This is a genomic window from Duganella paludis (assembly GCF_054461335.1).
The window spans coordinates 4027324-4048639 of record NZ_CM136922.1 but is presented as its reverse complement, the minus strand read 5'-3'; the positions used below and the strand labels follow the sequence as shown (position 1 = coordinate 4048639).

Genomic DNA, 21316 nt, shown 5'->3' with positions numbered 1-21316 from the left:
GCGGCCGGCAACAGCGGCCGTCCCCAGCCACTTTCATTGCCGGATGGATCGGGCGCTTTACAGCAGGCCGTGCTCTTGTAACTTCTTGCGCAAGGTATTGCGGTTGATGCCCAGCATCTGCGCCGCGTGCGACTGGTTGCCGTCGGCGCGCGTCATGACCACTTCCAGTATCGGTTTTTCAACGGTCAGCACGACCATGTCGTAGATGTTCGATGCCTGTTGCTCGCCCAGGTCTGCGAAGTACTCTTCTAGACTCTTCTGGACTACTTCCTGGATACTTTCTTTGCTCATTTTGTCATTCGCTTATTAATCTGTTGACGCTGGCAAATCGCTTCGGCTCGTGGCTGGAAACGTTTACCCTTCTGATATTGTGACTTTTTTAGTACGCTCTTCGCGCTGCTCAAACGGTCTGCAATTCCTCGGCGAGGCGGTATTGTAACCGCTCGCCGTAACTCCACTGGGATTCGAAGAATTGGTCTACAGCAAGGAGTTGTTCTTCAACGGACTCCAGCAGGTTCATCCGTTGCCGGAATTCCTCGCCGCCCTGCAAGTCGCGCACATACCAGCCGATGTGCTTGCGTGCGGTGCGCACGCCCAGGTAGTCGCCGTAGAAGGCGTAGTGGGCGCGCAAATGTTCATCCATCAGCGCGCGTACTTCGTCCACGTACGGCGCCGGCATGTGCTTGCCGGTGCGCAGGTAATGGTCGATCTCGCGGAAGATCCACGGACGGCCTTGCGCGGCGCGGCCCACCATGACGGCGTCGGCGCCGGTGTAGTCGAGCACGAAGCGGGCCTTTTCCGGCGTGGTGATGTCGCCATTGGCGACCACCGGAATGGAAACCGATTTCTTGACGGCGGCAATCATGTCGTACTCGGCGTCGCCCTTGTAGCCGTCGGCACGGGTGCGGCCGTGCAGCGTCAGCATGGCGATGCCGGCGTCTTCCGCAATGCGCGCGATGTTCAGGGCGTTTTTATTCTCGCGGTCCCAGCCGGTGCGGAACTTCAGGGTGACCGGCACGTCCACCGCGCCCACCACCGCATCGACGATGCGCTTGACCAGTTCCTCGTCCTGCAGCAGCGCCGAACCGCACCAGGCGTTGCATACTTTCTTGACCGGACAACCCATGTTGATGTCGATGATCTGGGCGCCGCGCTCGACGTTGAAACGGGCGCAATCGGCCAGGTCCTGCGGGTCGGCGCCGGCGATCTGCACCGCTTTCGGCTCCATTTCCCCCGTGTGGTCGGTACGGCGCGAGCTCTTTTCCGTGGCCCACAGGCGCGGATTGGAGGCGGCCATTTCAGACACCGCGTACCCCGCCCCGAGCTCTTTGCAAAGCTGGCGGAATGGACGATCCGTAACCCCGGCCATGGGGGCAACGAAAACGTTGTTACGCAGTAAGTGAGGGCCGATTTGCACTGGCAATACCTGAAAGGGGGAGAAGGAACCTTCTATTTTAACCGAAGGACTGCTCAAATAATAAGCACTATTTTTTATGAATTCGGCAAATGTGCAGCTTGCCCGTTATGAGAGGGTATTTCCGTGCGTAAATTTTAAGCACGGTCGTAAGGTTGGGCTACACCACATCGTCCATGGCGGCCAGCGCCAGGTGCTCGACTTCGCCCCAGCTGTCCAGCACAAGTTTGCCGTCCACCATGGTAAAACGGTTAATACTGGCATTCTTGACCTGGAAGTCGCGTGGACTGTCCAGCTGGATGCCGCGCGCGGCGCGGTAGGCGCACTCCAGCACGCCGCCGTGGGCGACCACGGCCACGGTTTGGCCGGCATGGCTGGCGGCCACGGCAAGGAGACCGCCGATGGCGCGGTCGTAGAATTGATGGAAACTTTCCGCCACGCGGCCGCCGGCCGGCATCACGGCCTCCACATCGCGCGCCTGCCAGCGGGTGAAGTCGTCCGGGTATTGCTGCTGGATATCCTGGTACAACATGCCCTCGAACACGCCGTAGGCGCGCTCGCGCAGCCGGGCGTCGGTCTGCAGACTCAGGCGGGCGTGCAGGCCGGCCACGGCCTGGGCGGTCTGCATGGCGCGCTGCAGGTCGCTGGAGACGATGGCGTCCAGCTTCTCGGCGGCCAGCGCGCGCGCCAGCGCAGCGGCCTGGCGCTCGCCTTCCGGATTCAGCGGAATATCGATGTGGCCCTGCAGGCGGCGCACGGCATTCCAGGCCGTCTCGCCGTGGCGGATCAGCAAAATAGTGGTGTTGTTCATTACCAAGTTCTTGTGTAGGTGCCGATCAGTTGCGCTTCGTCGACGATATGGCCGTAAATCGCATTCAGCACATCGGCGCCGGTAAAGCGCTGCGGCAAGGCCAGTTGCTGCACGTCCAGCGCGTAGATGCGAAAAATATAATGATGCGTGCCGTTTGGCGGCGGCAAGGGGCCATGATACCCGACCGCGTGAAAATCGTTCAGGCCCTGGCGCAGCGGCATGCGGTGGTCGGCGGAGATGGCCGACATCGCCGGTGGAATATCGACCACGCTCCACAGGAAGAAGTCAGCCGAGGCGTCGGCATCCATGCACAGCAGCGCCAGCGAACCGACACCGGCCGGCACCTCGCTCCAGCTCAGCTGCGGGTTGCCGGACGCCGGGAGGGCGCCGCCGTCAAGGAAACTGTCGCTGAAGAGCTTCATCTGAATTTCAACTTACTTCGCGTTCGTCTGCAGCCAGAACGTCACCGGCCCGTCGTTGGTCAATGACACCTTCATATCGGCGCCGAATTGCCCCGTCTGCACGGTCGGGTGCTTCAGGCGTGCCTGTTCGACAAAGTAATTGAACAGGCGCAGCCCGTCGGCCGGTGCGGCCGCCGGCGTGAACGATGGACGGGTGCCGGACTTGGTGTCGGCCGCCAGCGTGAATTGCGGCACCAGCAACAGGCCGCCGTTGGTGTCGGTCACGCTGCGGTTCATCTTGCCGGCATCGTCGGCGAACACGCGGTAACCAAGCAGCTTGGTCAGCAGCGCATCCGCGTCCTTTTCCGTATCGTTGCGCTCGGCGCACACCAGCACCATCAAGCCAGCGTCGATAGTGCCTATCATAGCGCCATCCACCACCACACTGGCGCTGCTGACGCGTTGCAGCAGCCCTATCATGCGGACAGGGTCACGCGCGCAAATTTGCGCTTGCCGACCTGCAGCACGAAGGTGCCGGCTTCGACCTGCAAGCCCTTGTCGCTGATCACCGTGCCGTCCAGGCGCACGCCGCCCTGCTCGACCATGCGCATCGCTTCCGAGGTGGAAGCGCACAGGCCCGCCGCCTTCAGCAGTTGCGCCACGCCCAGCGGTGCGCCGCCCAGCGTCACTTCCGGAATGTCGTCCGGAATGCCGCCCTTCGAGCGGTTGACGAAGTCGGCCAATGCATCTTCCGCCGCCTGCTGCGAGTGGAAGCGCGCCACGATTTCCTGGGCGATGGCGACCTTGGCGTCGCGCGGGTTGCGGCCGCCGGCGATCTCGGCCTTCAAGGCGGCCACGTCGGCCAGCGAGCGGAACGACAGCAGGTCGAAGTACTTCCACATCATCTCGTCCGAGATGCTCATGATCTTGGCGAACATGCTGTTGCCCGGCTCGGTGATGCCGATGTAGTTGTTCTTCGACTTGGACATTTTTTCAACACCGTCCAAACCTTCCAGCAGCGGCATGGTCAAAATGCACTGAGGCTCCTGGTTGTAGTCCTTTTGCAGTTCGCGGCCCACCAGCAGGTTGAATTTCTGGTCGGTGCCGCCAAGTTCCAGGTCGGCCTTCAGGGCCACCGAGTCGTAACCTTGCATTAATGGATACAGGAATTCGTGCACTGCGATCGGCGTGCCGTTTTTAAAGCGCTTGGTGAAGTCGTCGCGTTCCATCATGCGGGCGACGGTGTAACGCGAGGCCAGCTGGATCAGGCCGCGCGCCCCCAGCGGATCACACCACTCGGAGTTGTAGCGGATTTCAGTTTTGGCCGGGTCCAGCACCAGCGAGGCCTGCTTGAAATAGGTCATCGCGTTCTGCTCGACCTGCTCCTTGGTCAGCGGCGGACGGGTGGCGTTGCGGCCAGACGGGTCGCCGATCATGGAAGTGAAGTCGCCGATCAAGAAGATCACCTGGTGGCCGAGGTCCTGCAGCTGGCGCATCTTGTTCAGCACCACGGTGTGGCCGAGATGCAGGTCGGGCGCGGTCGGATCCAGGCCCAGCTTGATGCGCAGCGGCACGCCGCTTTGTTCCGAGCGCGCCAGCTTTTGGGCGAACTCGCTTTCAATCAGCAACTCGTCGACACCGCGTTTGGTGATGGCGAGCGCCTCTTGTACGTTGTCGGATAAGGGCAACGCTGCTTTAGAGGGAGCCTGCGGTATCGAAGAAGAAGTAGTCATGATTTTTTAGCGTATTTTTCAGAAAAAGGTAAGCAGCTTCAGGAGTTTGATATAATCCTCGATCGATCAATCTTGCCGCACGAAAACTATCCAAACACATAATTAGAAGAAATAAAACGTTCCTGAATAGTTCAAGCGGCAAATTTTAACTGATTGCATGAACCAAATACATAAATTCACAAGCTCACGCTTGTTCAGTCTGCTAGGTTCTACGCGCAAATCGCGCATCATCAGCGCGTCTGCATTGTTTCTTGCAGTATGTGCTTTTGGTGCGGCCGGCGTAGCGCCGCTTGCCCCTGATGCGTCCGATCTGCCGGTGAAAACTGTCCAGGAAACCGTGGCCGCGCCCGACCTGAGCGCACAGATCAATGTGCTGGAACAACAGTCCTCCAGCGAGCATTTCGTCCACGAAGAGAAGATCCGCGCCGGCGACACCCTGGCCACCTTGTTGACCCGCCTCGGCGTGGATGACGATGCGGCCGAGAACTTTATCAAAAAAGATAAAGTTGCGAAAGGCGTGATGCAGCTCAAGACCGGCAAGCGTGTGCAAGCGCAAACCGACGACGACGGCAATCTGCAGTGGCTGCGCGCCACCGTGGTCGACGGCAAGGACGATCCAGTCACCAACATCAAGGTCACCCGCAAGGGCGACGGTTTCATCGCCACCGCCGAGCCAGCCAAGCTGGAACGCCGCGTCGAAATGCATGCCCGCACCATCTCCTCGACGCTGTACGCGGCCACCGACTCCAGCGAAGACGGCGCCAAGCTGCCGGACACCATCGTCAAGCAAATCATCGAGATGTTCTCGACCAACATCGACTTCCGCGGCGACGTCAAGCGCGGCGACAGCTTCAACGTGGTGTACGAAACCTTCTGGCAGGACGGCGAGTTCGTGCGCGCCGGCCGCGTGCTGGCGGGCGAGTTCACCAACAAGGGCACCACCTTCCAGTCCGTGTGGTTTGAAGATCCACAGACCAAGCAAGGCGGCGGCTACTACAGCTTCGACGGCAAATCGCTGAAAAAAGCCTTCCTGAAATCGCCGGTGGAGTTCTCGCGTATTTCGTCCGGCTTCTCGATGCGCGTGCACCCGATCTCGGGCCAGTGGAAAGCCCACAAGGGCATCGACTTCCCGGCGCCGACCGGCACCCCGATCCGCGCCGCCGGCGATGGCACCATCGATTTCGCCGGCACCATGAACGGCTACGGCAACTTCATCCTGATCAAGCACTGGAACAACTACACCACCGCCTATGCCCACATGAGCCGCTTCGGTACGGGCATGAAAAAAGGCGCCAAGGTCCGCCAGGGTGATGTGATCGGCTACGTCGGCAGCACCGGCTGGTCGACCGGCGCCCACCTGCACTACGAATTCCGCGTCGGCGGCGAAGCCAAGGATCCAGGCAAGCTGAACGTGCAACCGCAAGCGCCGCTGACGGCCGCGGAGATGTCGCGCTTCAAGGTCTACGCCACCGACATGACCCACCGTTTCGCGCTGTTGCGCCCGGCGGGCGGTGGCGGCGCGGCGACCCGCGTAGCCGCGAAATAAGCACCACAGGCCAGCTCAGACTGGCCTGTTTTTTTCCAGCCCATGAGCTTACGCGCACGCACCGCCCTTCTACTGCTGTTCCTGAACTGCTGCCTCTCCGCCTGGGCCGCGCCTGCGCGCCCGTTGTTGACCGACTACACCCACACCGCCTGGACCGAACGCGACGGCGCACCGGCCGGCGCCACCAAATTCGCCCAGGGCCGTGACGGCTGGCTGTGGATCGCCTCGCCCACCGGCCTGTACCGCTTCGACGGCGTGCGTTTCCAGCGCAGCGACACCGTCTACGGTCACCCGCTCGGCTCCAGCAATCTGACGGCTGTGAGCACCACGCCGGACGGCGCGGTCTGGGTCGGCTACCGCGTCGGCGGCGTGGCCGTCTTCAGCAAGGACGGCAGCCACAGCTATGCCGAAGCCGAAGGCCTGCAACCGGTGGGCGCCATGCACATCGAAATAGCACAGGACGGCGCGGTCTGGGTCGCCATGCGCGACGGCGTGGCCGTGCTGCCGCCCGGCGCCAAGCGCTTCGTGCGGCTCGGCGAAGAAGTCGGCCTGCCGACGCTGGGCGTGTTCCAGATCCTGTTCGCGCGCGACGGCACCACCTGGATCGGCACCAACCAGGGCGCCTGGTTCCGCCGGCCGGGCGAAGCACGCTTCACCCAAGCCTGGCCGCACGGCGCACTGGTGGCGCTGGCCGAAGCGCCGGACGGCACGCTCTGGGCCAACGACTTCAACGGCGGCAACCACAAGATCCGCACCACGCCGCCCGCCGGCGGCCAGCCGCCGGTTTCGGAATTCGAAGGCAACGCCGTCCGCTTCGACCGGCGCGGCACGATGTGGGTCACCCACGCCTACAGTTTGGAACGCAAGCTGCAGCCCGGCCCCGCCGTCGCCGAGCAGCAGGTGGCCAAGACCGACGGCCTCAGCGGCCCGATGCTGGGCGCGCACTTCGAAGACCGCGAAGGCAATCTGTGGATCGGCACCTCGCGCGGCGTCGACCGTTTGCGTCCGAACCGCCTGCGCACCGCACCGGTGCCCAAGGAACTCGCCTACCCGGCGCTGGTGGCCGGCCCGGACGGTGAGATGTGGGTGGGCGACTACGGCGACGCCGATGTCTGGCGCTACGGCCCCGACGGCCGCATCAGCCTGGAGGCCAGGGGTCAGGTCACGGCCAGCCACACCACGGCGGACGGCGTGCTGTGGCTGGGCGGCACGCAAAACCTGCTGCGGCGCGACCGCAACGGCGCCATCACCACGATCAGTTATCCGGCGGAAGTCAAAAGCCTGCGCGTCCACGCCCTGCAGCAGGACCGCCAAGGCGGCCTGTGGGCCTCGTTCTCCACCGGCAAAGGTGTGTACCGGTTCAGCGACGGCGCCTGGACCAAATCCGGCGGCCTGCGAGGCGTGCCCGACATGCTGACCACCACCATGACGCTCGATCGCCAGGACCAGCTGTGGCTGGCGCACATGCGCAGCCAGATCACCCTGATCAAGGATGGCGCGGTGCGCACGCTCGGCGCGGCACAGGGCCTGCAGCTGGGCACCGTGCTGTCCCTGCTGGAAGACCAGGCCGGCATGTGGACCGGCGGCGAAGACGGCGTGGCGCTGTACCGCAACGGCCGCTTCACCGCCCTGCGCGGCGAACGCAACGAACGTTTTCGCGGCGTCTCCGGCCTGGTGCGGCTGCCCGGCGGCGACCTGTGGCTGCATGGCGCCGACGGCCTGTACCGCATCGCCGCCGCCGAACTGGACAAATGGCTGAACGACGCCCGCACCGGCGTCGCCTTCGAACGCTTCGATGCGCAGGACGGCATGCAGGGCCACGCCGCCCAGCTGCGCCCGCTGCCCTCGCTGCGGCGCGACGGCGACGGCCTGCTGTGGTACGCCACCACCGGCTCGGTCGGCGCCATCGACCCGGCCAACATCCTGCGCAACCGACTGCCGCCACCGGTCGAAATCACCGGCCTGCTGGCCGACGGCGAACGCCACGCCATCCCGCGCGGCGCGGAACTCGGCCTGCCGCAAGGCACGCGCGACATCCAGATCGACTACACGGCCTTGAGCCTGTCGCTGCCCGAGCGCGTGCGCCTGCGCTACCGCCTGCTGGGCATGGACCGTGCATGGCAGGAGCCGGTGGGCCGGCGGCAAGCCTATTACACCAACCTGGCGCCCGGCAAATACCGCTTCGAAGTGATCGCCTCCAACGAGGACAACATCTGGAACCAGCAAGGCGCCGTGCTGGAGTTCGATATTCCGCCGACCTTTGTGCAAAGCATCTGGTTCAAGCTGCTGCTGGCGGCGCTGGGCATCTTGCTGCTGTACGCCGCCTACGCGCTGCGCATCCGCTACCTCACCCGGCGCATGCATGAACGCCTGCAGGAGCGCCTGGACGAGCGCACCCGCATCGCCCGCACCCTGCACGACACCTTGCTGCAAAGCGTGCAGGCGCTGCTGCTGTCCTTCGACGCCCACCGCCGGCATTTGCAGGAAGGCACGCGCGAACGCGAGCGGCTCGACCAGACGCTCAACCTGGCGGAGCAACTGCTGGTGGAAGGCCGCGACCAGATCATGGACCTGCGCGCCACCGCCACGCCGGAAGCGCTGCCGCTGACCTTGGAGCAGTTCGGCAAGGGCCTGGCCGAACACCGCGCCCATCTGTTCGAGGCCAGGACCAGCGGCATGATGCGGCAGCTACAGCCGAAGGTGCACGTGGAAGCCTACGCCGTGGCGCGCGAAGCCCTGTTCAACGCCTCGCGCTACGCCGGCGCCACCCGCATCCAACTGGAGATGGTGTACGGCCGCAGCGCCTTCAGCGTGCGCGTCATCGACAACGGCCGGGGACTGGACGAGGCGGTCCTCGCCGCCGGAGAACGCCCCGGCCACTGGGGCCTGTCGGGCATGCGCGAGCGCGCCAACGGCATCGGCGCCAGCCTGGACATCGACAGTGCGCCGGGCAAGGGCACCACGGTCACGCTAACCGTGCCCGGCAAGCTGGCCTACTGAACTATAATTTCGCCCACAACAAGGGGAATGCTATGGCTTTGTACATCGGTTTAATGTCGGGCACCAGCCTGGATGGCGTGGACGGCGCGCTGGCGCAATGCGATGGCGACGCCATCACCACCATCGCCGCGTCCTACGTCGCCTTCCCGCCGTCGCTACGCGCCGAGCTGATGGCGCTACAAGCCAGCGGCGCCAACGAGATCGAACGCGAAGCGCTGGCGGCCAACCAGCTGGCGCAGCACTACGCGCAATGCGTGGCCGCCCTGTTGCGTGAATCGGCCACGCCGGCGCAGGACGTGCGTGCCGTCGCCGTGCATGGACAAACCATCCGCCACCGCCCGGAACTGGGCTTCACGCGCCAGACCAACAACCCCGCCCTGCTGGCCGAGCTGTGCGGCATCGACGTGGTCGCCGATTTCCGCAGCCGCGACATCGCCGCCGGCGGCCAGGGCGCACCGCTGGTGCCGGCCTTCCACCAGGCCCTGTTCGGCAAGGAAGGACAGGCCCGCGTGGTGGCCAATATCGGCGGCATCTCCAACATCAGCGTCTTGAGCGGCGACGGCCGCGTGATCGGTTTCGACACCGGCCCCGGCAACGTGCTGATGGACGGCTGGATCCACCGCCACCGCCAGCAGGAATACGACGCCGACGGCGCCTGGGCGGCCGGCGGCAAAGTCATCCCCGAATTGCTGGCCGAACTGCTGAAGGAACCCTACCTGGCCCTGCCGGCGCCGAAAAGCACGGGCCGCGATCTGTTCCACATGGATTGGCTCGATGCGCGCCTGGCCGTGCACCAGCCGGCCACGCCGGAAGACGTGCAGCGCACGCTGACGGCATACACGGCCGTGACGCTGGCCGACGCCATCCGCGCGCACGGCGGCGGCGCGGACGCGGTCTACATCTGCGGCGGCGGCGCCTACAACAGCGTGTTGATGGAAGCGCTGGGACAAGCGCTGGGCAATCAAGTCCTGCTGGCTTCCACGCAAGCACTGGGCGTCGCGCCCAACCGCGTGGAAGCGCTGGCATTTGCCTGGCTGGGCCATCGCTTCAGCGAACGGCTGGCTGGCAATCTGCCCTCGGTCACCGGCGCGCGAGGCGACCGCGTGCTGGGTGCCCTCTACCCGCGTTAATTCCCACCCACTGCGCTACGACCTGCGGGCGGCGATGCGGAACTGGCTCGGCGTCTGCCCCACTTCCTTGCGGAAGAAGCGCGTGAAGTAGGCGGCGTCGGTGAAACCCAGCCAGTAGGCGATCTGCTCCATCGTCATGTCGCCGAAGATCAGGTTGCGCTTGGCCTCGGTGATCACGCGGGCGTGGATCATCTTGGTCGGGCTCTGTCCCACCGCCGCGGCGCACGCCGCGCGCAACTGCACCAGCGACACGCCCATCATCGAGGCGTAATTCTGCAGTTGCAGATTCTCGCGGTAATGCTGGTCGATCAATTCGCGGAAGCGGTCGGCCAGGCGCACCTCGCTGCCGCTGGCGACCTTGCTTTCCAGTTCATCCATATGCGCGCCGCGCACCAGCATCAACAGCAATGAAGTGAGCAAGGCTTCCGTGCCCACCACGTGGCCGATGGTCTTGGCCGACACTTCCTGCGCCAGCTTGCCGATCACGCTGAAGAACTCCTCCGCCGACTCGGCCGCGTACGACAGCGGAATCACGCGCGGCGACGCCCACAGCTTGATGAAGTCCTGCAGCTTGCCGTTGATCTGCTGCAGATACGCTACCTCGATGGTGACCACCCAACGGTCCACGTCCACTTCGTAATCGAGTCCGTGCACCGATTCATTCGGCAGCAGCAGCGCGCACGGCGCTTCGAACGGTACGCTGTGCCCTTCCAGATTCATCACGCCGCGGCCGTTGCGCACGAAGATCACCTGCCCATAATGCGGGTGCGCGTGCGGCGCAGTGCGCCAGCGCCCGCGTTCCGTCACGTGGCCGATGTTCACGAACCAGTTTTCCTGCTCCTCCGGATTTTCCACATACAGACGCACCTTGGGAACGGTGGTCAGCTGGGGTTTGCCGTTGGCATCGCGTTGATACTTTGTCATCGCATTTGAAGTCATTGTCGCCTCCTGTCAAACACTATAGCCCTGCCTACAGACAGTAGCAATACGCGAAAACAAAAGTGCCAGCGAATGTAATTTTTGTGTAGAGACTCCCATAGGCCCAACTCCTATTCTTGCAACATCAAATCAAAGGAGAATGAAGTTGGCCACCAAAGTAAAACTCAAAATCGCCATTGCCGATCACCCGCACACCATCGCGATCAAGAACGGCTCCATCCCCATCGAAGGCGTGGATGCGGAATTCGTCACCGTCAAGCCACAGATCGGCGCCTTCCGCCGCATGGTGCGCGACGTCGAGTTCGATGTCTGCGAACTGGCCCCGACCACCTATATCATCGCCCGCGCCTACGGTGCGCCGTTCGTCGCGCTGCCGATCTTCGTGGTGCGCCGCTTCCACCACGGCGGCTTGCTGGTGCGCCCGGACGCCAACATCAAGCATCCGAAAGACCTGGAAGGCAAGAAGGTCGGCGTGCGCGCCTACTCGGTCACCACCGGCGTGTGGAACCGCCAGGTGCTGATCGACGAATTCGGCCTCGATGCATCGAAGGTCACCTGGGTGGTCGACGATGAAGAACACGTGACGCAACTGAAACTGCCGGCCAACGTGATCCACGCCGCCGCCGACACCTCGCTGGCCGACATGATGGCCAAGGGCGAACTGGTGGCCGGCAACGAAGGCGCGGCAGGCATCGGCCGCACCGGTGCGCCGACCGGCGGCTGGCAGGAAGTGGAAGCCGACTATCCGGACCTGCTGCCGAACGCCGCCGAAATCGAAAAGGAATACTACGCCCGCACCGGCGTGTATCCGATGCACGGCACCATCGTGGTCAAGGACGCCATCCTGGCCGAGCACCCATGGATCGCCAAGTCGCTCTACAACGCCTTCGACCAGGCCAAGAAGGAATGGCTGGCCAAGCTGGACTCGGGCGAAATCACCGACAAGAAATACCAGGCCCTGCAAGAAATCGTCGGCCACGACCCGCTGCCATACGGCATCGCCGAAAACCTGAAGACCATCGAAACGCTGGAAGCCACCGCCTTCAAGCAAGGCCTGACGCCACGCCGCATGACGCTGAACGAACTGTTCGTTGATCCAAACGCAAACCAATAAGAGAGACACCATGATTATCGATTGCCACGGCCACTTCACGACCGTCCCCAAATCCTTCCGCGACTTCCGCGCCAAGCAGGTTGAATTCGCCAACGATCCGGCAAACGGCCCGTCGCGCGACGAAGCCTTCGTCTCCGACGACCAGATCCGCGAAGCGGTCGGCGGCGGCCAGCTCAAGCTGCAACAGGAACGCGGCGGCGACCTGACCCTGTTCTCGCCGATCGCCGGCCTGATGAGCCACCATCTGGGCAACGAACGCACCAGCCTGGAGTGGGCCGAGATTTCGAACGACCTGGTCTACCGCGTCACCGAAATGTATCCGGAGAATTTCGCGCCGGTGTGCCAGCTGCCGCAATCGCCGCTGGCGCCACCGAAGAACAGCGTGCCCGAACTGCGCCGCTGCGTGGAAGAGCTGGGCTTCGTCGGCGCCAACCTGAATCCCGATCCGACCGGCGGCTACTGGACCGGCACGCCGATCACCGACCGCGAGTGGTATCCGATTTTCGAAGCGCTGTGCGACCTCGACGTGCCGGCCATGATCCACGTGGCCGCCTCGTGCAACCCATGCTTCCACGGCACCGGCGCCCACTACCTGAACGCCGACACCACGGCCTTCATGCAGATCCTGCAATCGGACCTGTTCAAGGACTTCCCTACCCTGCGCCTGATCATTCCGCATGGCGGCGGCGCCGTGCCTTACCACTGGGGCCGTTACCGTGGCATGTCGCTGGAGATGATGGACCGTCCGCTGGAAGGCCTGCTCAACAACATCTTCTTCGACACCTGCGTCTACCACCAGCCGGGCGTGGAACTGCTGACCAAGGTCATCCCCGCCGACAACGTGCTGTTCGGCTCCGAAATGATCGGTGCGGTGCGCGGCAAAGATCCTTGCACCGGCCACTACTTCGACGACACCAAGCGCTACGTCGACGGCATCGCCTCGCTGACCGCCGAAGACCGCCAGAAAATCTTTGAAGGCAATGCCCGCCGCGTGTTCCCACGCCTGGACAAACGCCTGAAAGCACAAGGTAAATAATCATGACCTCCATCGTAGATATCCACCCGCACATCATCTCGGACGACGAACAGGCGTACCCACCGGCGCCGCTGTTCGGCAAGCGCTCGGACTGGTCGCAGGAACGCCCCAGCACCGTGGAAGCGCTGATCGCCGCCATGGACGCCGCCGGTGTGGCGAAAGCCGCCGTGGTGCACTCCTCCACCACCTACGGCTTCGACAACAGCTATGTGGTCGACGGCTGCAACCAATACAAGGACCGCCTGGTGGCGGTCGGCTCGGTCGACGTGCTGCAGCCGGATGCGCCGAAAACCATCCTCGAATGGAAGGAGCGTGGCCTAGCCGGCCTGCGCCTGTTCACCGGCGGCAGCACCAAGGAATTCGATCCAAGCGAACTGGAAGATCCGCGCTCGTATCCGGCCTGGGAACTGTGCAGCGAACTGGGCATCACCATGTGCATCCAGACCGGCCCGATCGGCCTGCCGCAGGTGACCGCGCTGGCCAAGCGCTTCCCGAAAGTGAAGATCATCCTCGACCACCTGGGCCGTCCGGACGTGCTCGACGGTCCTCCCTACGCCAACGCCAAATCGATGTTCGATCTGGCGCCGCTGGAGAACATCTACTTCAAGCTGACCCCGCGCATTTTCGGCGACGTGAAGAAGGAGAAAGCCAGCGCCGCCACCTTCTTCCCGGCGGTGGTCAAAGAGTTCGGTGCGCAGCGCCTGGCGTGGGGCTCGAACTTCCCCACCTCGCCCGGCTCGCTGTCGGAAATCCTGGCCACCGCGCAAGCCGGCCTGGCTTCGCTGAGCGATGAGGACCGCGCCTGGATCTTCGAGAAGACCGCCAAACAGCTGTACCCAGGCCTCGCCTGAGCGCCAAGAAAGATAAAAATATGGAGACGAACAAACACGGCAACGCCAGCCGCTGGACCATCCTCGGGCTGCTGGCGCTCGGCGTCCTGATTTCCTTCATCGACCGCACCAGCATTTCGTCGGCGCTGGCGGACCACAACTTCGTGCGCGAGTTCAACCTGTCGAGCGTGGACCGGGGCTGGGTCAACGCGGCCTTCTTCTGGTCCTACGGCCTGTTCCAGATTCCGATGGGCGTGGTGGCGGACCGTTACGGCGTCAAGTGGCCCTACGCCATCTGCTTCGCGGCGTGGTGCCTGGCGACGGCGGCCATGGGCGCTGTCACGGCCCTGTCCGCCCTGGTAGTGATGCGCCTGATCATCGGCGCCACCGAGGCCATCGTGATTCCGGCCAGCTACCGCTGGATCCGCAACAACTTCGACGAGAGCCAGAACGGTCTCGCGGTCGGCATCCTGGCGATGGGCAACAAGTTCGGTCCGGCCATCGGCGCGCCGGTCGGCGCCTGGTTGATCGTCAACTACTCGTGGAACGTGATGTTCATCGCCACCGGCATCGCCGGCCTGCTGTGGCTGGCGCCGTGGCTGGGCCTGGTGCGCAACGACTTCCCCAACAAGGAACAGCTGGCCACGGCCAAGCGCAAGGCCTCGTCGGTGACGTTCGGCGCCATCCTGTCCAGCCCGGTCGTGTGGGGCGGCATGATCACCAACTTCTGCTACGGCTACTTCACCTTTTACTGCATGAGCTGGATGCCGGCCTACCTGGTCGAGCAGCGCGGTTTGTCGCTGGCCAAGTCGGGGCTGTACACCTTCTTCAGCTTTGCCGGCATCGCCATCGTCGCCGCCATCGCCGGCTGGGCGGCGGACCGGGTGATCGCCCGTGGCGGCAACGCTGTGTTCGTACGCAAGGCCTTCATCATCGCCGGCTTCATCGGCGGCTGCACCGTGCTGCTGGGCGCCTACGCCGAAACGCTGGAGATGGCGCTGTTCTGGAACGTGCTGTCGCTGTCGCTGCTGGGCCTGGCCACGGCCAACAACCTGGCCTTGTCACGCCTGACGCTGATTCCGAAACAAGCCATCGGCGCCGTCACCGGCGTGCAGCAAGTCGCTACGTCGCTGGCCGGCGGCGTGGCGGCCAGCCTGTCCGGATGGCTGCTGCACATCAGCGGCAGCTATGACCTGCCGATGATGGTGATTTTCGTCTTCCTGATCATTGGCGCTGTCGCCACCGCGATCCTGTTCCGCCCCGAATGGGCGCCCAAGGTGACCGAACCGACCGCACCAGCCAACGCACCCAAAGAAGGCGCGCACAAGAGCGCCGCCTGACACTAAAAAAACGAAAGAGGAAACCTCCATGGCAAAAATCGTATTCGGCATGGCCGTACCGCACAGCGGCATGCTGGGCCAGAAGCCGGAAGACTGGCTGACCAACGGTGAGCGCGACCGCAACAATCCCGAACTGTGGTTCCAGAACCGCACCTGGACTTATCCGGAACTGGAAGCGCATCGCGGCGCGGCGTTTGAAAAATACCTGACCATCGAAGAACGCACCGTACGCGCAGCCCGCTGCCGCGCCGCGCTCGACAAGATGGCCGAGGCCTACCGCGAAGCCAAGATCGATGTCGCCATCATCCTCGGCAAGGACCAGAAGGAAATCTTCCTCGACTTCTCGCCGTCGATCGCCATCTACACCGGTGAAGAAGTGCACAACGGCCCGCCGCAGCGCTCGGTGTATGCGCCGGACCACCACGTCACCCACCCATGCCATCCAGGCCTGGCCAAGCACCTGATCGACGCCTTCCAGAAAGAAGGCTTCGACCTGACCGACCTGTTCAAGTGGCCGGACAACGTGTGGATGAAACCGCTGCCCGAGTATCCGGTCGCGCCGCACGCCTACAGCTTCGTCTACCACCAGATCATGGACGACAACCCGCCACCGCACGTGCCGGTCATCATGAACTGCTTCTACCCGCCGACCCAACCGTCGATGGCGCGCTGCATCGAGTTCGGCCGCGTGCTGCGCGATGCGGTCAAGGCCTGGCCTGAAGACGTCCGCGTCGGCATCTTCGCCTCCGGCGGCCTGTCGCACTTCGTCAACGACGAAGAATTCGACATGAAGGTCATGAAGATGCTGGGCGAGTACGACTACGACGGCCTGGCCGAAGTCCCGGACGGCTACTACCAGTCCGGCACTTCCGAAATCAAGCTCTACGTCAGCGTGATGAAGGCCGTCGAAGAAACCGGCGCCGAGATGACCCTGGTCGATTACGTCCCCTGCTGGCGCACCGCCGCCGGCACCGGCGAGGGCATGGGTTTCATGTACTGGAACGCCGAGAAACCAGCAAGCAAATAAACGAGGAATATCATGAGCAATACACGTCTGAACGGCATCATCCGCGCCTGGGAACAGGGCAAAGTCGCATTCACCGCTTTCTCCAAGATCGACAAGCAATCCGCCATCGACATGAGCGACGCGCCGTATGACGGCATCGTCTTCGAGATGGAGCACAATCCCTACGACGTATCGGCGCTGGGCGATTCGCTGCAGTACCTGTTGAACCGCAAGCAGATCGTCACTTCCGGTTCGCTGGCGCCGCAAGTGACGCCGCTGGCGCGCATTCCCGCCAACGGCGTGGAGATGAATCAATCGTTCGCCAAGCAGGTGCTGGATCGCGGCGTGTACGGCGTGATCACGCCGCACGTGGCGACCGTGGAGCAGGCCTACAACGCGGTGGCTTCGTGCCGCTATGCGCGTCCGAAGAATGCGCCGCTGTACGAACCGAAAGGCGTGCGCGGCGACGGGCCGATGAACGCTTCGCGCTACTGGGGCCTGACCCAGCAGGAATACTATGCCAAGGCCGACGTCTGGCCGCTGGCGCCGCAAGGCGAAATCCTGTGTGGCCTGATGATCGAATCGACCCAGGCGATCGAGAACCTGGACGACATGCTGGCCAACGTGCCGGGCATCGGCTTCGTGCTGATCGGCGAAGGCGACCTGTCGCAGGAACTGGGCCTGGCGCGTCAATACGACCACCCGGAAGTGCTGGCCGCCATGGGCCAGATCGTGGCGACCTGCCACAAGCACGGCGTCAAGGTCGGCAACCCGCACGTCACCGCCGCCAACTACGAGCGCCTGCTCAAGGAAGGCTACAGCTTCCTGATGTCGGCGCCGCAGCGCAGCTACGGCGTGATCGGCAAGGCGCGCGAAATGGCGGGGTACTAAGATGAACGGCGCCGAAAGCCTGGTCAAGACCCTGACCGACCAGGGTGTCGATATCTGCTTCGCCAATCCCGGCACCTCGGAAATGCACTTCCTGAAGGCGCTGGAGAATCCGCGCATGAAGAGTGTGCTGTGCCTGTTCGAGGGCGTGTGCACCGGCGCGGCGGACGGCTACTACCGCATGAAGGGCACGCCCGCCTCCACCCTGCTGCATCTGGGACCGGGACTGGCCAACGGCCTGGCGAATATCCACAACGCCAAGCGCGCTTCGTCGGGCATGGTCAACATCGTGGGCGAGCATTCGGCGTCGCATTTGAAGTATGACCCGCCTCTGATGTCGGACATCGAAGGCCTGGCGCGTCCCCTGAGCCATTGGGTGCGCCGTTCGGAAAGCTCGGCCGCCGTGGCGTGGGACGTCTCCACCGCCATCGCCAAGGCCAGCGAGCATCCGGGCCAGATCGCCACCCTGCTGCTGCCGGGCGACACTTCGTGGCAGGAAGCCGGCGAGCCGGTCATCCCGCCACTGGCCGCGCCGCAAATCAAACTGCCGGAACCGTCGCGCGTCGAAGCCATCGCCAAGGTTCTGCGCTCGGGCGAGCCGACACTGGTGATCCTGGCCAACCGCGCCACCCGTGGCCGCGCCGTGGAACTGGCCGGCAAGTTGAAGGCCGCCACCGGTTGCCGACTGGCGACGCAGTTCTTCACCTCGCGCATCGAACGCGGCGCCGGCCGCGTGACCATGGAACGCATTCCCTACGCCGTGCCGCAGGCGCTGGAATTCCTCAAGGGCTTCAAGCACATCATCACGTTGGAAACCAAGGAGCCGATCGCCTTCTTCAGCTATCCGGACAAACCGAGCCTGCTGAAAGCACCCGGCACGGTGGTCCACACGCTGAGCGAGAACGATGAAGACAGCGCCGCCGCGCTGGAAATGCTGTTGTTCGCGCTGGAAGCAGGCGGCTCCAAGGCGGTGCTGCAAGCCCGCGCGGAAGCCGTGATTCCGCAAGGCGCGCTGACGCCGGCCAGCATCGCCGCCGCGCTGGCCGCCGCGCTGCCGGAGAACTGCATCCTGGTCGACGAATCGCTGACCACCGGCCGCGAAACCATGGGCCTCACCGTCGGCGCAGCGCCGCACGATTTGATCAACAACATGGGCGGCTCGATCGGCTATGGCACGCCGGTCGCCACCGGCGCCGCACTGGCCTGCCCGGACCGCCGCGTGTTCTGCATGGTGGGCGACGGCAGCGCCATGTACACCATCCAGTCGCTGTGGACCCAGGCGCGCGAAGGCCTGAACGTCACCACCATCATCTTCGCCAACAACAGCTACGCCATCCTGAAAGCCGAATACGCCAACATGGGCGCCGGCGCACCAGGCCCGCAGGCGCTGGCCATGATCGACATCGACAAGCCACGCATCGACTGGCTGGCGATGGCCAGAAGCATGGGTGTGCCGGCGGTATCGGTCGACAGCGCCGAAGGCTTCCACAAGGCCATGGTGAATTCCGCACGCGAGCAGGGCCCGACGCTGATCGAGGTCCGCCTGTATTAATCAACAAGGAACCGTTATGACTACCGTACTGCGTACCAATCTGTCCGAATACAAAGTAACCAAGGCTCTGCTGGATGGCCGCGTTTCGTCCGACATCGTCAAGCTGGACTTCTGCGGCCCGACGCCCGCGCACAACGGCTTCAAGGCCATGGTGCGCGAGAATAAATTCGACGCCGGCGAACTGGCCATCGTCACCTTCCTGCAGGCCAAGGCCTACGGCAAGCCTTACGTGCTGCTGCCGGCGCCGATCTCGGGCCGCTTCCAGCACCACTGCGCCGGTTTCAATATCGACTTCGGCCACCTCGATCCGAAAGACATCGAAGGCAAGGAAGTCGGCGTGCGTACCTATACGCAAACCACCGCGCTGTGGATACGCGGCATCCTGCGCCACGAATACGGCGTCGACCTGGACAAGGTGATCTGGCGCACGCTGAACGACGGCCACCTGGCCGAGTACAGCGATCCATCGAACTGCGTGCGCCTGCCGGCCGGCTCCTCGATTCCCGACATGATGATGAAAGGCGAACTGGCCGCCGCCCTGCTGGGCGAGGACATGCCGAAGGACGACCGCGTGCGCACCCTGGTGCCGGACGCGCACAACGCCGCATTGAAATGGTTCGAGCGCGAAAACGTGGTACCGGTCAATCACTTCTTCGTGGTGCACGCGGACGTATCGAAGAACAACCCGGACGTGGTGCGCGAAATCTATCGCATGCTGATCGCCGGCCGCCAGCAGGCCGAGGGCGGCGTGCCGGCCATCTACCCGCCGATAGGCCTGGAAGCCAACCGCAAGGGCATCCAGCTGGCGATCGACTGGGCGATCGACCAAAAGATTATCCCGCGACGTTTGTCTGTCGATGAACTGTTCGACGACATCACCGGCAGTCTCGGATAAACGTCATTCCCGCAAAAGCGGGAATCCATAGAACGCCTGCATGGACGCTCAGCATGGATTCCCGCCTACGCGGGAATGACGAGTTCAAAATTACAACAACGGAGACAAAATGAAAAAACTAGCAATCGCATCGGCCATCGCCCTGATGGCCGGCGGTACGGCCTGCGCGGCGGATCTCAATCCCGGCGGCGACTGGCAAATCCGCTGGGACAATACGCTGAAATACAGCGCCGGCGCGCGCGTGGAATCGGCGCTGCCGGCGTTGACCACCGGCGCGGCCAAGGTCAACAACGACGACGGCGACCGCAACTTCAGCACCGGCCTGATCTCCAGCCGCTATGACCTGCTGACAGAGTTCGACATCCAGAAGGACGGCTTCGGCCTGCGCCTGAGCGGCGCCGCCTGGTACGACTCGGTGTACAACCAGACCACCTCCAACGGCTCGGCCGCCACCACCAACAACATCAGCCGGCCGTCCAACTGGTTCTCGCCGGAGACCGCGCGCATCGCCGGCCGCAACGCCGAGATGCTGGACTGGTTCGTATTCGGCCGCAACCAGATCGGCGACGCCACCCTGTCCTACCGCCTGGGCCAGCACTCGCTGATCTGGGGCACCACGCTGTTCTTCGGCATGAACGGCATCGCCAAGGGCATGGCGCCGATCGACCTGTACAAGCTGTCGATCCCCGGCACCCAGGCCAAGGAAACCACGATTCCCGTGCCGCAGTTGTCCAGCACACTGCAGCTGACCAATGACACCAGCGTGGAAGCCTATGTGCAGTTCAAATACCGCCCGACCCGCCTGCATCCGGCCGGCAGCTACCTGAGCGCCACCGACATGCTGGGCGACGGTGCCGAGTCGATCTGGGCCGGCCCGCTGAAGCTGCAGAACGCCGGCCTGGTGAAAGGCGACCTGCCGAACAACTTCGGCTTCGCCGTCAACACCCGCAGCGAAACGCTGGACGCCGACCTTGGCTTCTACGCCAGCCGCTACAACGACACCTCGACGCAAGTGGTCACGCAGGCCGCCACGCGGCGCTACTACATGGCCGTGCCGAACGGCGTGAAAGCCTTCGGCGCCAGCATCTCACGCCTGGTGGGCAGCGCCAACGTCGGCCTGGAAGCGTCGGTGCGCGACGGCCAGCCGTTGATCGCCAAGCAGGGCACGGTGGTGCTGCCGGTCGGCCAGACCGCCGCCTGGCTGAACGACAACACGCCATATCCAACCGGCCGCACCTCGCACCTGAACCTGTCGACCACCCTGATCAGCGGCGCCACCGGCGCATGGGATGGGTTGGCCGTGGTCGGCGAACTGTCGGCCAACCATTTGAACAGCGTGAAGGAGAACGCCGCCAAGGTTGATACGGCTTACAACAAGACCAGCTACGGCGGCCGCATCGTGGTCACGCCGACCTGGTACCAGGTAACGTCCGGCCTCGACCTGAGCGTGCCGCTAAATATCGGCTGGTCGTTCAAGGGCCGCTCGATCATCGACACCGCCTTCCCCTTCTCCGGCAGCCCGGACAAGGGCGGCGAGATCGCGGCCGGCGTCACCGGCACCTACCTGACCCGCTACATCGCCAACCTGACCTTCATCAACTATCGCGGCAAGGCCACCAGCCAGCCGCTGCTGGATCGCGACTACGTGCGTTTCAGCCTGCAAACCAGCTTCTGATCTAGG

General features: G+C 63.9%; 19 protein-coding genes. 12 read left to right on the top strand and 7 right to left on the bottom strand.

Translation table 11 applies throughout. The features are described 5' to 3' along the window. Nucleotides 1–57: 57 nt before the first annotated feature. The 6 genes from ACXZ1M_RS17895 to tyrS form a co-directional block, all read right to left on the bottom strand. Complete coding sequence (locus ACXZ1M_RS17895) at nucleotides 58–291, bottom strand: helix-turn-helix domain-containing protein (protein ID WP_072788986.1); 234 nt, start codon at nucleotides 289–291, stop codon at nucleotides 58–60. A gap of 109 nt (nucleotides 292–400) precedes the next feature. After that, nucleotides 401–1417 (bottom strand): tRNA dihydrouridine synthase DusB, encoded by a 1017-nt coding sequence (gene dusB, locus ACXZ1M_RS17890; RefSeq protein ID WP_459048993.1) that lies wholly within the window; start codon nucleotides 1415–1417, stop codon nucleotides 401–403. Nucleotides 1418–1574: 157 nt separating this feature from the next. Then, nucleotides 1575–2225 carry a histidine phosphatase family protein gene (locus tag ACXZ1M_RS17885; protein ID WP_459048992.1) on the bottom strand — a complete coding sequence of 217 codons (651 nt, stop codon included), beginning with the start codon at nucleotides 2223–2225 and terminating at the stop codon, nucleotides 1575–1577. Beyond that, nucleotides 2225–2647, bottom strand: a complete 423-nt coding sequence (locus ACXZ1M_RS17880) for a YbhB/YbcL family Raf kinase inhibitor-like protein (RefSeq protein ID WP_459048991.1) — start codon at nucleotides 2645–2647, stop codon at nucleotides 2225–2227. The genes ACXZ1M_RS17885 and ACXZ1M_RS17880 overlap by 1 nt, the downstream gene beginning before the upstream one ends. Nucleotides 2648–2659: 12 nt before the next feature. Next, the gene (dtd, locus tag ACXZ1M_RS17875) at nucleotides 2660–3106 is read right to left on the bottom strand and encodes a D-aminoacyl-tRNA deacylase (RefSeq protein WP_459048990.1); all 447 of its coding nucleotides are present in this window, start codon (nucleotides 3104–3106) and stop codon (nucleotides 2660–2662) included. Beyond that, the gene (tyrS, locus tag ACXZ1M_RS17870) at nucleotides 3103–4359 is read right to left on the bottom strand and encodes a tyrosine--tRNA ligase (RefSeq protein ID WP_459048989.1); all 1257 of its coding nucleotides are present in this window, start codon (nucleotides 4357–4359) and stop codon (nucleotides 3103–3105) included. The genes dtd and tyrS overlap by 4 nt, the downstream gene beginning before the upstream one ends. A gap of 157 nt (nucleotides 4360–4516) precedes the next feature. Between tyrS and ACXZ1M_RS17865 the strand changes: the two genes are divergently transcribed. From ACXZ1M_RS17865 to ACXZ1M_RS17855, 3 genes are read left to right on the top strand one after another with little or no spacing between them, the layout of a single operon-like run. Next, nucleotides 4517–5905 (top strand): peptidoglycan DD-metalloendopeptidase family protein, encoded by a 1389-nt coding sequence (locus ACXZ1M_RS17865; protein ID WP_459048988.1) that lies wholly within the window; start codon nucleotides 4517–4519, stop codon nucleotides 5903–5905. Nucleotides 5906–5947: 42 nt separating this feature from the next. Beyond that, a complete protein-coding gene (locus ACXZ1M_RS17860; protein ID WP_459048987.1) occupies nucleotides 5948–8905 on the top strand; it encodes a sensor histidine kinase in 2958 nt (985 codons plus the stop codon). 32 nt (nucleotides 8906–8937) lie between these two features. Continuing rightward, nucleotides 8938–10035 carry an anhydro-N-acetylmuramic acid kinase gene (locus ACXZ1M_RS17855; RefSeq protein WP_459048986.1) on the top strand — a complete coding sequence of 366 codons (1098 nt, stop codon included), beginning with the start codon at nucleotides 8938–8940 and terminating at the stop codon, nucleotides 10033–10035. A gap of 15 nt (nucleotides 10036–10050) precedes the next feature. On the opposite strand, the gene ACXZ1M_RS17850 is transcribed toward ACXZ1M_RS17855, so the two are convergent. Next, the gene (locus ACXZ1M_RS17850; protein WP_459048985.1) at nucleotides 10051–10959 is read right to left on the bottom strand and encodes a helix-turn-helix domain-containing protein; all 909 of its coding nucleotides are present in this window, start codon (nucleotides 10957–10959) and stop codon (nucleotides 10051–10053) included. Between the two features lie 160 nt (nucleotides 10960–11119). Here ACXZ1M_RS17850 and ACXZ1M_RS17845 point away from each other — a divergent pair, with 160 nt between their 5' ends. The 9 genes from ACXZ1M_RS17845 to ACXZ1M_RS17805 all read left to right on the top strand — a co-directional run bounded on the left by ACXZ1M_RS17845 (nucleotide 11120) and on the right by ACXZ1M_RS17805 (nucleotide 21310). After that, nucleotides 11120–12088: an ABC transporter substrate-binding protein gene (locus tag ACXZ1M_RS17845; protein ID WP_459048984.1), complete on the top strand. Its 969-nt coding sequence runs from the start codon at nucleotides 11120–11122 to the stop codon at nucleotides 12086–12088. Nucleotides 12089–12098: 10 nt separating this feature from the next. Then, a complete protein-coding gene (locus tag ACXZ1M_RS17840) occupies nucleotides 12099–13124 on the top strand; it encodes an amidohydrolase family protein (protein ID WP_459048983.1) in 1026 nt (341 codons plus the stop codon). Nucleotides 13125–13126: 2 nt separating this feature from the next. Then, entirely contained in the window at nucleotides 13127–13975 is an 849-nt protein-coding gene (locus tag ACXZ1M_RS17835; RefSeq protein WP_459048982.1) for an amidohydrolase family protein, read from the top strand. 20 nt (nucleotides 13976–13995) lie between these two features. Then, nucleotides 13996–15294 (top strand): MFS transporter, encoded by a 1299-nt coding sequence (locus ACXZ1M_RS17830; protein ID WP_459048981.1) that lies wholly within the window; start codon nucleotides 13996–13998, stop codon nucleotides 15292–15294. 28 nt (nucleotides 15295–15322) lie between these two features. Continuing rightward, nucleotides 15323–16321, top strand: coding sequence for a DODA-type extradiol aromatic ring-opening family dioxygenase (locus ACXZ1M_RS17825; RefSeq protein ID WP_459048980.1), 999 nt, complete (start codon nucleotides 15323–15325; stop codon nucleotides 16319–16321). 12 nt (nucleotides 16322–16333) lie between these two features. Beyond that, nucleotides 16334–17191, top strand: a complete 858-nt coding sequence (locus ACXZ1M_RS17820; RefSeq protein WP_459048979.1) for an HpcH/HpaI aldolase family protein — start codon at nucleotides 16334–16336, stop codon at nucleotides 17189–17191. A gap of 1 nt (nucleotide 17192) precedes the next feature. Continuing rightward, nucleotides 17193–18740 (top strand): acetolactate synthase large subunit, encoded by a 1548-nt coding sequence (locus tag ACXZ1M_RS17815; RefSeq protein WP_459048978.1) that lies wholly within the window; start codon nucleotides 17193–17195, stop codon nucleotides 18738–18740. Nucleotides 18741–18756: 16 nt separating this feature from the next. Then, nucleotides 18757–19635: a substrate-binding domain-containing protein gene (locus ACXZ1M_RS17810; RefSeq protein ID WP_459048977.1), complete on the top strand. Its 879-nt coding sequence runs from the start codon at nucleotides 18757–18759 to the stop codon at nucleotides 19633–19635. A gap of 109 nt (nucleotides 19636–19744) precedes the next feature. Next, a complete protein-coding gene (locus ACXZ1M_RS17805) occupies nucleotides 19745–21310 on the top strand; it encodes a DUF1302 domain-containing protein (RefSeq protein ID WP_459048976.1) in 1566 nt (521 codons plus the stop codon). Nucleotides 21311–21316: the final 6 nt, after the last annotated feature.